Source organism: Variovorax xiamenensis, assembly GCF_050916385.1.
Lineage (GTDB): Bacteria > Pseudomonadota > Gammaproteobacteria > Burkholderiales > Burkholderiaceae_C > Variovorax.
The window spans coordinates 934,534-949,532 of sequence record NZ_CP139038.1 but is presented as its reverse complement, the minus strand read 5'-3'; the positions used below and the strand labels follow the sequence as shown (position 1 = coordinate 949,532).

10 protein-coding genes are annotated in these 14,999 nt (G+C 68.2%); 1 reads left to right on the top strand and 9 read right to left on the bottom strand.

Translation table 11 applies throughout. The annotated features are described in order from the left end of the window. Window positions 1-125: 125 nt before the first annotated feature. On the bottom strand, window positions 126-857 hold the full coding sequence (locus SFB74_RS04080; protein WP_432729415.1) for a winged helix-turn-helix domain-containing protein: 732 nt from the start codon (window positions 855-857) through the stop codon (window positions 126-128). 319 nt (window positions 858-1,176) lie between these two features. Next, window positions 1,177-3,186 carry a sensor histidine kinase gene (locus tag SFB74_RS04075; RefSeq protein WP_432729414.1) on the bottom strand — a complete coding sequence of 670 codons (2,010 nt, stop codon included), beginning with the start codon at window positions 3,184-3,186 and terminating at the stop codon, window positions 1,177-1,179. A gap of 71 nt (window positions 3,187-3,257) precedes the next feature. Here SFB74_RS04075 and SFB74_RS04070 point away from each other — a divergent pair, with 71 nt between their 5' ends. Further along, the gene (locus tag SFB74_RS04070; RefSeq protein ID WP_432729413.1) at window positions 3,258-3,998 is read left to right on the top strand and encodes a response regulator transcription factor; all 741 of its coding nucleotides are present in this window, start codon (window positions 3,258-3,260) and stop codon (window positions 3,996-3,998) included. A 33-nt stretch (window positions 3,999-4,031) separates the two neighbouring features. On the opposite strand, the gene SFB74_RS04065 is transcribed toward SFB74_RS04070, so the two are convergent. The 7 genes from SFB74_RS04065 to SFB74_RS04035 form a co-directional block, all read right to left on the bottom strand. After that, entirely contained in the window at window positions 4,032-5,405 is a 1,374-nt protein-coding gene (locus SFB74_RS04065; protein WP_432729412.1) for a sigma-54-dependent transcriptional regulator, read from the bottom strand. Window positions 5,406-5,412: 7 nt separating this feature from the next. Beyond that, window positions 5,413-7,275, bottom strand: a complete 1,863-nt coding sequence (locus SFB74_RS04060; protein ID WP_432729411.1) for a sensor histidine kinase — start codon at window positions 7,273-7,275, stop codon at window positions 5,413-5,415. A 77-nt stretch (window positions 7,276-7,352) separates the two neighbouring features. Continuing rightward, window positions 7,353-8,717 carry a dicarboxylate/amino acid:cation symporter gene (locus tag SFB74_RS04055; RefSeq protein WP_432729409.1) on the bottom strand — a complete coding sequence of 455 codons (1,365 nt, stop codon included), beginning with the start codon at window positions 8,715-8,717 and terminating at the stop codon, window positions 7,353-7,355. 256 nt (window positions 8,718-8,973) lie between these two features. Further along, window positions 8,974-10,239 carry a tetratricopeptide repeat protein gene (locus SFB74_RS04050; RefSeq protein ID WP_432729408.1) on the bottom strand — a complete coding sequence of 422 codons (1,266 nt, stop codon included), beginning with the start codon at window positions 10,237-10,239 and terminating at the stop codon, window positions 8,974-8,976. Between the two features lie 5 nt (window positions 10,240-10,244). Then, window positions 10,245-11,426 (bottom strand): HlyD family type I secretion periplasmic adaptor subunit, encoded by a 1,182-nt coding sequence (locus SFB74_RS04045; RefSeq protein WP_432729407.1) that lies wholly within the window; start codon window positions 11,424-11,426, stop codon window positions 10,245-10,247. Then, window positions 11,413-13,581 carry a type I secretion system permease/ATPase gene (locus tag SFB74_RS04040; protein ID WP_432729406.1) on the bottom strand — a complete coding sequence of 723 codons (2,169 nt, stop codon included), beginning with the start codon at window positions 13,579-13,581 and terminating at the stop codon, window positions 11,413-11,415. The genes SFB74_RS04045 and SFB74_RS04040 overlap by 14 nt, the downstream gene beginning before the upstream one ends. Next, complete coding sequence (locus SFB74_RS04035; protein WP_432729405.1) at window positions 13,578-14,996, bottom strand: TolC family outer membrane protein; 1,419 nt, start codon at window positions 14,994-14,996, stop codon at window positions 13,578-13,580. The genes SFB74_RS04040 and SFB74_RS04035 overlap by 4 nt, the downstream gene beginning before the upstream one ends. Window positions 14,997-14,999: the final 3 nt, after the last annotated feature.

The following is a 14,999-nucleotide window of genomic DNA, read 5'->3' as shown; positions in this document are numbered from 1 at the left end:
GGGAGCTCATGCGATCAGGCATGGATGCACCCTGGAAAAGAAAAACCAAGAATCAAAAAAGAGGCCGGCGCTTCCGGTCGCAAGCGCCGGCCAAAAAATTGCCTGCGGCTCAGGCAACCCTCAATTCATCTGCCGGTCATCGACGAGACCGTGTGCAATTTGTATCCCTGCCCGAACACGGCCCTCAGCATCAATCCATTTGCCGGCTCGATATTCAGTTTTCTGCGGATCTTGAAAACGCAGACATCCAATGCGCGGGAACGCAAGCTGACCGTGTCGCGCCACAGGAGGCTGTAAAGCCGCTCCCGGCTCAGCAGGCAATCCCTGTTGCGGAACAATTCAAGGGCCAGGTCGAATTCGCGGGGCTGCAGGTAGATTTCCCGCCCTTCGTGAAATACCCGGCGTTCGCCGATCTTGAAACGGTAACCCCGGTAAATCAGGAATTCGTTTCTTGCGGCTCCATGCGCGGCAAGGGTGGTCCGGTTCAACAGGCCCTGGACCTTCGACTTGACCTCGCCCAGGTCGAATGGATGAAGAACGAAGTCGAAATTCCTATCGCCCTTGAAATCGCGGTCGATGCGCTGCAATGCGTCCGTGCTGTCGGTACTGACCGCGAACAGCAGCGGCGCGCCCGTGAGCCCGCGAATCGAGTCCAGCCAATGGACGTTCGCGTCGGCCGGCAGCGGAAGGAGGATCAGCCCGCAGTCCTGTCCCGCCTGCAGTGCGCTGACGAAGTCGCCCAGCAGATCGAAGGCGGCGGGGGATGGGGACGGGGACGGCTCACGCCCCGGCGGGAGGCGGATAGCCTGGAATTTGTCGAGGCACAGACCTTGGGCGCGGGACTCCGGCGAAATCATTCCAAACTCTCCGTTGAACAATGGAAGTCACGGAAAGAGGCGCTACGCCGGATCCCCATGACCTTTCGGGCTGGGGAATTTATCTATTTGCAACCAATTCAGACAATGTCAGTCATTGACTACGAATGACCGACATTGGCGCATTCGTGCATGCATAAAATGCAAACTTTTGTATTCCTCCTAGCAAAAGATCACGAATTCAATCGATGGCCCGGAAAGTTTCTTGTCTTCGCCTGAAGTCAATGCCGATGAATGACTGAAGATGTCGATAGATACCAAGAAAAATCATGAAAACGTTTTCTTTATGGCATCGAAAAATTCACACTTCCAACACGACAACACCTGAAGCCTTCGTGTCTCCGATGCCGGCCCCGGCAGCAGCCCCCTGGCCGTTACCGTGAGCCGGCTCCAGCCGCACGGTCAGGCGGAAGACCGTGCCGCCGGCATCGCTGGAAACCAGTGCGACATCGCCGCCGTGCAGCCGGGCAATGGTCCGTGAAATGTGCAACCCGAGCCCCGAACCGGGCACCTGGGCAGACGTGGCGCCCCTGAAATAGCGCTCGAAGAGGGTGTTTCTTTCGCCGTCCGGAATCGGTGTCCCCCGGTTCGAAACCGTGACGCTGAAGAGCTCCTCGCCGACCTCGCACCGCGCCGTGACCACCGAATCCGCGGGCGAGTACTTGAGGGCGTTCTGGATCAGGTTGCGGATCGCCATTTCGACCTTCGCCTGGTCGCCCACGCACATCGCCCGGCCCAGCGCCGAGTCGATGCGCAACCGGGCGTTTTCCTCGGGGAGCCCGACGCCGCGGACGTTCTCGATCACGTCATGGAGGTCGAAGCTGCGCGCCGACGGCCTCGTCGAGCCGACCTCCAGCGCGTCGTCCTGCAGGATGTTCTCGATCAGCGCGGCGAGGCGGCGGGTGGCCTTGCGGATCTTCTCGACCGCGCGCTTCACGCCTTCGTCCCTCCCCGACGGCGACAGCTCGAGGGCGTGCGCCACCGCGTCGATGACCGCCAGCGGCGTGCGGAACTCGTGCGAGACGACGGCGACGAACTCGCGCTGGCGGACCTTTTCCTCGAGCGCGGTCTTGGCGACCTTCATCGAGTTGAAGGCGCGTTTGCGTTCCGCCCGCAGCTTCAGCTCCGCCTGCCTGGAGCGGCTGGCCACCGCGAAATTGAGCAGCGCCAGGTTCGCCAGCTGCAGCATCGGGATCCAGGACTCGAGGACGAACGGCTGCGCCATCTTCACGAGCCCCAGCAGCACCAGCAGGTAGAAGGTCCACGACAGGTTCACGCCGGTGAAGACCAGGGCGGCCAGGAGAAACTGGAATGCCCGGTGGTGGATCATCAGCCACGCGAAGAACGCCAGGTTGAAGAAGCCGACGACGATCTGGAGGTAAGCCGCCGCGTGGATGGCGCTATCGACGCCCCAGACGGAAAGCACCGCCATCGCGGCAAAAGCCACCGCCGCCGACTTCATGAACCACGCCGCCCAGGCCGAGTACTGCTCGTAGTCGAAGAACCGGCAGACGAATACGGCGGCTATCGACATCAGCGCGCACGAGGTCACGTCCACGAAGCGGTCCGCATGCAACGGCTCCCCGGGGAAAAACAGCGAACTCGCATAGCCGAGCATCGAGGCGACCGCGACCAGCATGAACACCAGGAAGAGCGCGTAGACCGGGTAGATGCTGCTGCGCAGCCAGGCCCAGAAGATCAGGTTCATGAGCACCATGACGCCGATGGCCCCGGCAAACGCCGACAGGAAGGCCAGCCGGTTGGACTCGGTGCGCTGCAGGCCCGCCTTCTGCCAGGCGTGCAGGCAAAGAGGAGCCAGCCCGTGCGTCTTCACCCTCACGTAGTAGGTCCTGGGCGAAGCGTCCACGGACACCGGGAAGGCCAGCATGCTGGTCGGCAGGGCCCGGCTTGCGAACGGCTGCCGGTCGCCCAGCCGGTCGGCCGAGATCTCCCCCGACGCATCCTGGCTGTAGACCCTTATGTCGTCGACCCAGCTCGGAAATATCTGCACCGCCCATTCCGAAGGCGCGCCGGATTCCTGCTGCAATGAAAACCTGAGCCAGAAGACTTCGCCGGCATCCAGCTGCCGGTGGCGGGTATTGCCGGCGATAAAATCGATGCCGGGCCGGGCGGAAAGAATGTCCTCGATGGAGATATTTCCGGATGTATCCTTGAATATCTCGATTTCTCCCGACAGCGATACGGGTTCCTTTATTCCTTCGTCATCACGAAGAACAAGAGCCTGTGCATTTTGCGAAATCAGCCACAACGCCAGCCCCATCAGAAAAACAAGACAGCTATTTCTTTTCATGCTGTTGATATATATCCGACCTATCTTCGGCGCCCAACACTCTCGACACCCGGGTCAAAGAGAGGTGCACCATGAATATCTCCAACTCCAATCCCGATAAAAAGATAACCGTCTATCTGATCGAAGACGAAGAAGACCTTCAGGAAGCACTGGTCTACAGCCTCGACCAGCTCGGTTTCAAAGCCCGCGGTTTCTCGACGGCCGCGGAGTTCTACAGGGCCTATGCGGTCAGCCGCTGCGACATCGTGGTTATCGACATCGAACTGCCGGATGAGAATGGTTTTTCGATCGCGCAGCATCTGCGCTCGGCCAGCAACGTCGGCATCGTCTTCGCGAGCGCGCGCGGCGGCCTCGACGACCGGGTGCGCGGCCTGCGCGGCGGCGCCGATGCCTATTTCGTGAAGCCGGTGCATGCCGAGGAGCTCGCCGCCTCGCTCGAAGGCATCCACCGGCGCATCAAGGCGGCGGAAAGCAGCGCCGGCCGGCTGCAGCAGCCGCTACAACCCGAAGCGCCCCGCGGCACGGGGCGCTGGGTTCTCAAGGAAGGCGACTGGATCCTCTACGACCCCGAGGGCCGGGCGCTGCGCCTCACGATGTCGGAGCGGGCCATCGTCACCAGCCTCTTCAAGCAGCGCAACAAGCCCGTCGACCGGACCCAACTGGCAACCGCGCTGGGCGGCGGCGACCTGGAAAACTTCGACCTGCAGCGCGTGGACGCGGTGGTCAGCCGCCTGCGGCGCAAGGCGACGGCGGCGGGCATTTCGCTACCGCTGCACGCCGTGAGGGGCACCGGCTACCAGTTCCAGGCCTGACGACCGGAAGGAAGCGGAAGGCCCTCGGCCTCGCTACTTGAACTCGTCGACCGTCAGGCCCAGCTTGCGCACCTTGTCGTGCAGCGTCTGGCGCGCGATGCCCAGCGCGGCCGCGGTGGCCGGCTGGTCGCCGCGCTGGCGCCGCAGTTCCTCGACGATCACCGCGCGCTCGAACGATTCCACCTGCTGCGGCAGCCCGCGCGGCAAGGCGGGCACGCCCTGCGCACCGCCACCGGCGCCGCCATGCGTCTGCGTCAGGCGCTCGCCGAGCAGCCCGAGCACGAAGCGGTCGGCCACGTTGCGCAGTTCGCGCACGTTGCCGGGCCAGGCGTAAGCCATCAGGTCGGCCAGCTGCGCGTTGCTCAGGAGCGGGGCGGGCCGGTCGTAGCGGCTCGCGGCCTGCAGCGTGAAGTGCTCGAAGAGCAGCGGAATGTCCTCGCGCCGCTCGCGCAGCGGCGGCAGCTCGATGAAGGCCACGCCCAGGCGGTAGTACAGGTCGGCCCTGAACTTCTGCTGGTCGCTCATGGCCTTCAGGTCGTCCTTGCTCGCGGCCACCACGCGGCAGTCGAAGGGGATGGTCTTGTTGGAGCCGATGCGCTCGATGCTGCGCTCCTGCAACGCGCGCAGCAGCTTGATCTGCACCGCCATCGGCATGCTCTCGATCTCGTCGAGGAACAGCGTGCCGCCGCTGGCGTACTCGAACTTGCCCACGCGCATGCGGCTGGCGCCGGTGAAGGCGCCGGCCTCGTGGCCGAAGAACTCGCTCTCGGCCAGCGACTCGGGCAGGCCGCCACAGTTGAGCGGCACGAAATGCTGGCGCCGGCGCGCGCTGTGGTCGTGCAGGCAGCGCGCGACCAGCTCCTTGCCGGTGCCAGTCTCGCCGTACACCAGCACGTCGGCGGAAGTCTCGGCCAGCGTCTTCACGGTCTGGCGAACCTGCTGCATCTGCGCCGAACGGCCGATGAGCACCGACTGGATGCCCTGCCAGTTCTCCAGCGCGTCGCGCAGCGCGCGCACCTGCAGGCTGAGCTGCCGACGCTCGATGGCGTGGCGCACGATGGCCACCAGCCGCTCGGAGCTGAAGGGCTTCTCGATGAAGTCGTAGGCGCCCTCGCGCATGGCCTGCACGGCCATCGCGATGTGGCCGTGGCCGGTGACGAGGATCACCGGCAGCTCGGGGTCGACGCCGCGCAGCTCGGGCAGCCACTCGGTGCCGCTCAGGCCCGGCAGGCGCACGTCGCTGATGACGACGGCCGGCACGCCGAACGAGATGTGCGGGCGGGCGCGCTCGGCGCTGGGAAAGGACTCGACTTCGAAACCGGCCAGGGTCAGCACCTGGGTGGTGCTGACGCGGACGTCTTCGTCGTCCTCGATCAGCATCACCCGGATGGCAGGGGCTTCGCTCACTTGGGGATCACTCCTGTTGTGCAATGGAAAGGGCGTCGGGAACCGGCGGGTTGCTGCTGCTGTCGTGCATCACGGCGATGGCCGCCGGCAGGTCGATGACGAAGCAGGCCCCGCCGCCGTCCAGGTTGGCCGCGCGCAGCGTGCCGTCCATGGACCGCACCAATTGTGCCGAGATCACGAGACCCAGTCCCAGCCCCGAGCCGGCGGCCTTGCCGGTGACGAAGGGTTCGAACAGGCGCTGCAGGATGTCGGGGCGAATGCCCGGGCCGGTGTCGGTCACCGACAGCACCACGCGGCCCTCCTTCGGCCGCGCCTGAAGGCGCAGCGTGCGCACCGGCGCGTCCTGCATGGCGTCGATGGCGTTGCGCATCAGGTTGGCGAGCACGCTGCCCAGCGCGGCCTCCTCGGCCATCACGCTCAGCGTGGCGGGCTGCACGTCGACCTCGATGGTGACACGCTGCTTGCGCGAAGCCTCGGCAACGATCACCTGCGCGTCGGCGATCGCGTGCGACAGCAGCACCGGCGCCAGCGGCAGTTCGCTCTTGTAGGCGAAGGTGCGCAGCTGCGAGGTCAGGCGGGCGAGCCGGTCGACCATGCCGCGGATGCGCTCCAGGTTGCCGCGCACGTCGTCGAGGCGGTTCTTGTCGAGCAGGATGGCGGCGCTTTCCGACAGCGTGCGCATCGCCGTGAGCGGCTGGTTGAGTTCGTGCACCACACCGGCCGACATCTGCCCCAGCGCGGCCATCTTGCCGGCATGCACCAGCTCGCCCTGCGCGGCGCGAAGCTGCGCGGTGCGCGCCGCCACGGTCGATTCGAGCGTGTCGTGCGCCGCCTGCAGCGCGGCCTGGTTGGCCAGCTTCTGGCGCACCGCGCGACGGCGCTGCCACAGCGCCACGGCCACCAGCAGCAGCACCGTCATGGCAAGGCTGGCGGTGATGGCCGCGTTGCGCGCCGCCACGCGCAGCGGCGCCAGGTTGTCGAGCACCACCAGCTGCCACGGCGCGCCGCGCAAGGTGCGGGCGGAGGCAAGCTGGTCGACGCCGTCGAGCGCGATCACCGTCACGTCGCGGTCCAGTGCTTCCTTCTGCGTCCATTGCAGCGGCTGCAGCGTGGCCTCGCCGTAGGGTCGCGAGCGCAGCACCTCGGCGCGCTGCAGGGCGTCGAGCGGCAGCAGCGGCCTGAACTTGATGTCCTCGCGCGTCGAAAGAATGACCACGCCGCGCTGGTCGATCAGCGCCACGTCGCCCGGCAGCTTGCGCCAGGCGCGCTCGGCCTCTTCCAGGTTGATCTTCACGGCCACCACGCCGCGCGAGGTCTGGCCGCGGCGCAAGGCATAGGAAAGGTAGTAGCCCGGCTTCTTGCTGGTGATGCCAACTCCGTAGAAGCGGCCCCGGCCCTGCCCCAGCGCGTCGATCACGTAGGGCCGGAACGAGAGGTCCTGGCCCACGGTGGTGCCGGGCTTGTCCCAGTCGGAAGCGGCCAGCGATGTGCCGGAGGCGTCGAGCACGTAGAGCATCTCCGCCCCCGCCGCGGCATTCACGCCGTCGAGGTAGCGGTTGACCGAGTCGCGCAGGCGCGCGTCCGTGGGCGTGCCGAGCATTGCCGGCACGAGGGGCGTCATCTCCAGCAGCGCGGGGAGGTAGTCGAAGCGGGCCAGGTCGGCGTCGAGGCCGGTGGCGAGCATGTCGAGCCGGTGGTCGGCCGCCTCGCGCAGGCGCGCCAGGCCGGTCTGCATGGCGACCTGATGGCCGGCGAAGGCGGCCACGGCCACCAGGGCCAGCGCCCCGCCCCATCGGGGCAGGCCGCGCCATCCTCTCGTCGCCTGGTCGGAAGTTGAGTCGAAACGCCGGGCCGGCTCCCTTGGATTCATGGGCCCGTTATTGCACAAGGCCGGGCCGCCCGCATTAGTGGCAGCCCGATGGCCCCAGGGCGGGGCCGGAGGGAGGATCAGGAAGCCTGTCGCGCGGAGCTGACGGGCATGTGCGTCTCGGTGGCGTCGAGCACGAGTTCGGGCTCGTTGGCCTCGGCCGAACTTTCCTGGTTCAGGTGCTGGTTCATGCGCACGGTGTCGAGGTCACCGGTCCACTTGGCCACCACCAGCGTGGCCACGCCGTTGCCGATCAGGTTGGTGAGCGCGCGGGCTTCTGACATGAAGCGGTCGATGCCCAGGATCAGCGCCAGCCCTGCCACCGGCACGTGGCCCACCGCCGAGAGCGTGGCCGCCAGCACGATGAAGCCGCTGCCCGTGACGCCCGCCGCGCCCTTCGAGGTGAGCAGCAGCACGGCCAGCAGCGTGAGCTGCTGCGTGAGCGTCATGTCGGTGTTGGTGGCCTGCGCGATGAACACCGCCGCCATCGTCAGGTAGATGGAAGTGCCGTCGAGGTTGAACGAATAGCCGGTCGGAATCACGAGGCCGACCACCGACTTCTTCGCGCCCAGGTTCTCCATCTTGGCCATCATGCGCGGCAGCACCGATTCGCTGGACGAGGTGCCCAGCACGATCAGCAGTTCTTCCTTGATGTACTTGATGAACTTCCAGATGCTGAAGCCGTGGAAGCGCGCGATGAGCCCCAGCACCACGAAGATGAACAGCAGGCAGGTGGCGTAGAAGGTGGCCATCAGCTGGCCGAGCTGCAGCAGCGAGCTCACGCCGTACTTGCCGATGGTGAAGGCCATGGCGCCGAAGGCACCGATGGGCGCGACCTTCATGATGTAGCCCACGATCACGAAGAGCACGTGCGAGCCCTTCTCGATCACGTCGAACACCAACGTGCCGCGGCCGCCGAAGCGGTGCAGCGCGAAGCCGAACAGCACCGCGATCAGCAGCACCTGCAGGATCTCGCCCTTGGCGAAGGCATCCACCACCGTGTTCGGGATGATGTTGAGCAGGAAGTCGGTGGTGCTCTGCATCTTGCCCGGGCCGGTGTAGGCCGCGATGCTCTTGGTGTCGAGCTGGGTCACGTCGACGTTCATGCCCGCGCCGGGCTTGAGCACGTTCACGAGCACGAGGCCCACGATCAGCGCGATGCTGCTGACGATCTCGAAATACAGCAGCGCCATGCCGCCGGTCTTGCCGACCTTCTTCATGTCTTCCATGCCGGCGATGCCGACCACCACCGTGCAGAAGATGATCGGCGCGATGATCATCTTGATCAGCTTGATGAAGCCGTCGCCCAGCGGCTTCATGGAGGCGCCGGTGTCGGGCCAGAAGTGGCCCAGCAGCACCCCGAGCACGATGGCCGTGATGACCTGGAAGTACAGGGATTTGTAGAAAGGCTTGGGTGCGCTCGGGTGTTCCGCGGGGGTGCTCATGGGTGTGTCTCCAGTCTCGGTGGCCGGGCACGCAGGAAGAGCCCAGGAAGAGGCGCGGCCGGTCGGATGACTCAGCAATCGACATGCCACGCGCCGCAAGGGCCGGCGGCAGCGCTAAGTCGTTGATTTCATTGAAGACCGACGCTTGCTGGCCGGCAAGGCCCGCCGACCGCCCGGATGGCGCCGGCGCCCCCCGTCCGAACCGCCGGACCGGCACCTCGGGGAAAACCCTGAGTGCATCGGATGCCCTGCCCGCTCAGCGCACGACGACCTTCCACCGCCCCGCCGAGAGTTCCGCCGCGTACGGCGCCGGAATGCCCGCGGCGAAGCCGTTGCCGCTCACGACCGCGTCGTACGCGCACACCGCCTGCCCGAGCGCGTCGTAGAGCGTCCAGGTCACCCGAGTGCCGTCGGGCGTGACGTGCGCCACGTGCATCGACGGCGCGCCGATGTTCGCGCCCACATGGGCATAGCGCGCCTCCACGGCCATCGGCGCGTGCGGCGGAAAGGGCTGGCTGCCGGGCAGGTCGAACCACGCGTCGTGCACGAGCACGCTGTGCCGTGCCACGCGCCACACGCGGTGCCGCAGGAAGTGCTGGTCCGCATAGCGCGCGGAGAACGGGCCGCTCTTCAGGTACGCGCGCATGTCGGCGGCCACACCGGCGAACAGGCCCGTGCAGGCACCCCAGAGGCCGGCCAGCATCAGTTCCGAATGCGTCGGGTAGTCCCGCATGACGTGGAACCACCGGTCCGACGCGCACCATGCGCGCACCGCCGCCTGGTCGCGCGTGGACAGCAGCGCGTCGGCGTCACGGAACTGCACGCGGTCCAGCGCAGGGTCGTCGAGCGCGAGAAAGCGCCACATCGTCCCGGGCAGGTCATGGCCGCCGATGCCCCGCACGTCGATGACGACGGCGCCCTCGTGCGCGAGGCGCTGCCGCACGCCCTCGGGCACCGTGGCGTCGAGGTAGAAGCGGCAATGCCATTCGGCGAACAGCTCGCGCGCGGCGCGCGCGTTGAGCACCGCCATCTCGCCATAGCGCGGGTCGGCGCCGAACAGGCTAAAGGCGATGGCGTTGCGTTCGCGCGCCGCCGGGTCGAAGCGCGGCAGCACCGGCGCGGCGCGCGTGGCGGCCGGCAGCTCGCGCTCGGCCTCCTGCATCTTGAGCCGCAGCGAGGCGGTGCCGTACTCGCGCACCTCGTCGTTCCTGCCCAGCTGCCCCGCCGCCTCGGCCAGCCCGTCGAAGGTGTTGGCGGTCTTCAGCTGCACGATGGCGCGGCGGTAGGTGTCGTAGGCCTGCTGCGACTGGCCCAGCCGCATCTGGCACAGCGCCACGTCGGCCAGCGGCTGCGGGCTGTGCGTGGCATGCCAGGCCTGCGTGGCGAACTTCAGTGCCTGCGCATGGTCGCCCTGCGCGAACGCGGCGCGAAAGCGCTCGCCCATGAGATCCAGCGCCTGCTGCGTGACGCCCGGCGCGCGCCGGGGGATGTGCTGGATGCCGCGAATGTGGGGAGCGGCCATGGGCTTCATCTTTCGCGCAGCGCCTCGCGCGCCTTGTTCAGCGGCTTCAGCAGGTAGTCGAGCACGGTCTTGCTGCCGGTGTGGATGTCCACCGTGGCGATCATCCCGGGCACGATCGGAAAACGCTCGCCGTGCCTGTTCTTCAGGTGATCGGCATCGGTGCGGATGTACACGCGGTAGTAGTACACGTCGCGCTTCACGTCGTCCTGGATGGTGTCGGGCGAGATCGTCGTCACCTTGCCCGGCAGGCCGCCGAAGATCGAGTAGTCGTACGCCGTCACCTTCACCGTCGCGTCCTGCCCCGGATGGATGTACGCCACGTCGCGCGGCGAGATGCGCGCCTCGACCAGCAGCTTCTCGTCCAGCGGCACGATCTCCATGAGCTTGCCGCCCGGCGGCAGCACGCCGCCCACGGTGGTCACGGCGATGTCCTTCACGATGCCGCGCACCGGCGAAGCGAAGGTCAGCCGCGTGAGCGAATCGGAGCGCCCGCGCGTCACCGAGCGCTGCGCCTCGATCTCGGCGTTGGCCTTGGCGAGGTCCTCGCGCGCCTTCACGTAGTACTGCCCCTTGAGGTCGGCCGCCTTGGTCTCGGCCTCGTTGATCTGGCGCTTCAGCCGCAGCACCTCCACATCGCTCGCGGCACCGCGCGCCACCAGCGGTTCGGTGAGCGCAAGCTCCCGACGCATCAGCACAAGCGCCTGCGTCACGCCTGCAAGGCTGCTGGCGAGCTGCTCGCGGCGCGACTGGTACAGCGCGGTTTCGGTGCGCACGAGGTCGGGCTCGTCACGCACTTCGGCCGGGAACACCAGCGGCGTGCCGTTCACCTCGGCCGTGAGCCGCGCCGCCATGGCCAGCGCGGCGCGCACGCGCGAGGCGCTTTCCTGCACCGTCGATTCGGTCTTGGTGCGGTCGAGCTGCGCCAGCACCTGCGCGGCCTCGACGATGTCGCCCTCGCGCACCTTCAGGCCGACCAGGATGCCCCCTTCCAGCGACTGGATGGTCTGCTCGCGCGACGACGGCACCACCTTGCCGGTGCCGGTGGAGACTTCGTCGAGCCTGAAGAACCAGGCCCAGCCGAACAGCACGAGCAGCATCGCGCCCACGATCCACACCACGAGCGAGGCGCGCGGCAGCGGCGGCTCCGCGGGAGAGACGAGCGCCGCGGAGGCCTCACGCATGGCCATTGGAGAGCCTCCCCAGGATCTGGTCCTTCGCGCCGTCCATCACGATGCGACCGCCGTCGAGCACCACGATGCGGTCCACCCACTGCAGCACCGGCATGCGGTGCGTGGCCACCACCAGCGTGCGCGGGGCGGCCCATGCGGCGACGGCGTCGATCACCTGGCGCTCGGTCACCTCGTCGAAATGCGCGGTGGGCTCGTCGAGCAGCACGATCGACGGCTGCCGGATCAGCGTGCGCGCCAGCAGCAGCGCCTGCCGCTGGCCGCCCGACAGGCCCAGCCCGCCCTCGTGGATCAGCTCGTCCAGCCCCTCGGCGCGCGAATGCACGAAAGGCAGGGCGCCGGCCATGGCGATGGCCTCGAGCACCTGCGCGTCAGTGGCCAGCGGCATGCCCAGCGTGACGTTCTCCCGCACCGAGCCGTGGAAGAGCCGTGCGTTCTGGGTGAGCAGGCCCATGTCGCGGCGCAGGTCGGACGGGTCGATCAGCCCGATGTCGAGCGCGTCGAGCGACACGTGGCCGCGCTGCGGCGCATGCAGCCCGGCCATGAGCTGCAGCAGCGTCGACTTGCCCGCCCCCATGCGCCCGAGCAGCGCGACCTTCTCACCGGCACGGATGCGCAGCTGCGGCACCGCGACCGCGGGGCTGCGGTCTTCCTTGCCGTAGCGGAACTCCACGCCCGCGAGCTCGTAGTTGCCGCGCAGCGACGCCACGTGCACGCGCCGAGCGCTCTCGGGCTGGTCGACCGGGCGCTGCATGAGCTGGTCGAGCCCCGCGCGCGCCACCTTGGCCTGCTGCCAGCGCGCGAACACGCCCGACAGTTGCGCGAGCGGCGCGATCATGCGCGACGCCAGGATCGACGCGCCCACCAGCGTGCCCGTGGTCATGTCGCCCTTGATCACCAGGAAGCAGCCGGCCAGCAGCACCACCGCGTAGACGATGCTCTGCACCTCCTGGGTCCACGTCATCAGCAGGCCGGTGAGGAAGCGCTGGCGCATGCCAATGCTGGCCGACACGTCGTTGGCGTGGTTCCACTGGTTCTGGAAGCGCGTCTCGGCGCGCATCAGCTTGATGTCCTCGATGCCTTCCACCGCCTCCACCAGCAGCGCGTTGCGCAGCGCCGATTCGCGCATGCCCTCGTTGGCCAGCCGCGCGAGCGGCCGCTGCACCAGCAGCCCCGGAATCACCAGCAGCGGCACCGCTGCCAGCGCCACCAGCACCAGCGGACCGGCCACCAGCCACAGCACGACCAGGAAGAGCAGGAAGAACGGCAGATCGGCCACCGCGCCGATGGTGGTGGAGGTGAGCAGCTCCCGCACCTGCTCCACCTCGCGCACCTGCGCGATGAACGAGCCGGTCGACTTCGAGCGCGCATCCGCGCGCACGCGCAGCGCATGGCCGAACACCAGGTCGGACACCTTCAGGTCGGCGCGCTTGCCGATCAGGTCGGAGATGTGCGTGCGCGAAACGCGCAGCATCAGCTCGAACGCGATCGCGATCATCACGCCGCCGAACAGCACCCACAGCGTGGACTCGGACTGCGCGGGCACCACGCGGTCGTAGATCTGCATCGAGAACACCATGCTCGACAGCGCCAGCACGTTGGCGAACACCGAGGCCAGCACGATGTCGCCGTAGCGGCGCCAGTCGCGCAAGGCGATGGTGCGGAACCAGCCGGCGCGGTAGGGCGAGATGTAGTCGTCCACGCGCGCGTCGGGCACCGCCGTGAGGGGCCGCAATATGGCCACCCGCTTCGCCCGCTGGCGCAGCCCGGTGGCGGGCAGCGGCGTCTCCAGGCCCTGGTCGCCGCCGAGCAGCAGGCCGATGCGCCCCTGGCCGTCGGCCGCGCGCACCACGCCGACCTGCCCGTCGTCGAGCTCCACCACCAGCGGCAGGCGCCATGGGTCGAGCAGCGCCTCGTCGAACTCGGCCCAGCGCAGCGCCAGGCCGAGCCGGCGCGCCATGTGGTCGAGCAGCGTGTCCTGCGGCGCATCGCGTTCCCAGGCCATCGCCACGCGCGCGCTTTCTTCCGACTTGCCGATGCCGTAGTGGCGCGCGACGTAGACCATGGCGTCGAGCCAGCGTGCGTGCGCGGCGCCGGCCGCGTCGTCGCTCGGCGTCTCGAGTGCGGGCCCGGCGGGTTGGCGCATGTCGTTCATGGGAGCAGCTCCATGCCTTGCACGGTGGTGTTGTCCAGCCCGTAGAAGGCGCGGGCCTGGCCGGTGGCGCCGATGTAGCCGACGCGGCTGGCCCACAGGTCGTGCAGCACGGCCTCCTGCTCGGCCGCGGCCTGGTAGATCTCCTGCTCGGCGTTCAGCAGGTCGAGGATGGAGCGCGTGCCCAGCGTGTACTGCTCGCGGTAGAGATTGCGTGCCTCCACGATGCTGCGGCGGCGGTCGGCCAGCACGCCCAGCCGCGCCTGCGCGCCGATCACCTGCTCGCGGAAGTTGCGTGCCTGGTCGCCGGCGTTCAGGCGCGCGGTCTCGATGCGCATGCGCGCGGCCTCCTCGGCCGCGGTGGCCGCGCGCACCTGCGCATCGAGCGCGCCGCCCTGGTAGATGACGCTGGAGAGGTTCAGCATCACCGTGTGGTACGTGCCGTTGCGCTCCAGCGTGGCGGGGTTCACGCCGCCGATGGCCTTGTTCACGCTGGCGTCGATGCTCAGCGTGGGATAGCGCTGCGCCCGCGCCACGTCGAGCTGCGCAGAGGCGGCGCGGCGATCGGCCTCGGCCGCGAGCACGTCGGGCAGCAGGCTCGCGTCGGGCAGGGTGTCGATGCGCAGCGTGCCGGCCAGCGTGTCGGGCAGCGCGGCCATCTGCTGCGGCACCGACGCGCCCAGCAGCGTGCCGAGCCGCTCGCGCCATTGCGCCAGCTGCGACTTCACCTGCAGCAGGTTGGCGCGCGCGCTGTCCACGCGCGACTCGGCCTGGATCGGATCGGCCTTCGTGCTCAGCCCCGCGTTGGCGCGCAGCCGCGCGGTCTCCAGCACCGCCTCCACCGCCTGCACCTGGTCCTGCGCGATGGCGTACAGCGACTGGTAGCGGTGCGTCATGACCACCGCCTCGGCCGCCTGCAGCGCCACTGCGTCGATCTGCCGGAGGATGGCCGCCTGCTGGCGCCGCACCAGCGCCTCCGACTGCGCCACCGCGCCGTCGACCTTGCCGAAGTCGTAGAGCATCTGCGAGACGGAGGCCGAGGCCAGGGTGCCGGTGCGCCCGCCCTGCGATACGGTCCTGCTGCTCGTGCCGCCGCCCACGCCGACGCGCACCTGCGGGTAGTAGCCGGCGCGCGCCACGTCCACGCCGCCCTGCTGCTGCGCCAGCGTGGAAATGGCGTCGGAGATCGAAGGATGCCGCGCCACCGCCTGGCGCACCGCCTCGTTCAGTTCAAGCGGCTGCGTGCTGGCGGGCGCCTCGGGCAGCGCGGGGCCGGGGCGCACGCGGAGTTCCTGCGCCAGCGCACTGGGCGCGAGGCGGCGCGAGACCTTCAGGCCGCCGTCGTCCGCCCGCGCGGGCGCCGGGGGACCAGCGAGGGCCAGCGATGCGAGCACGGCAAGGGCGATGCGATCTTTCACCCG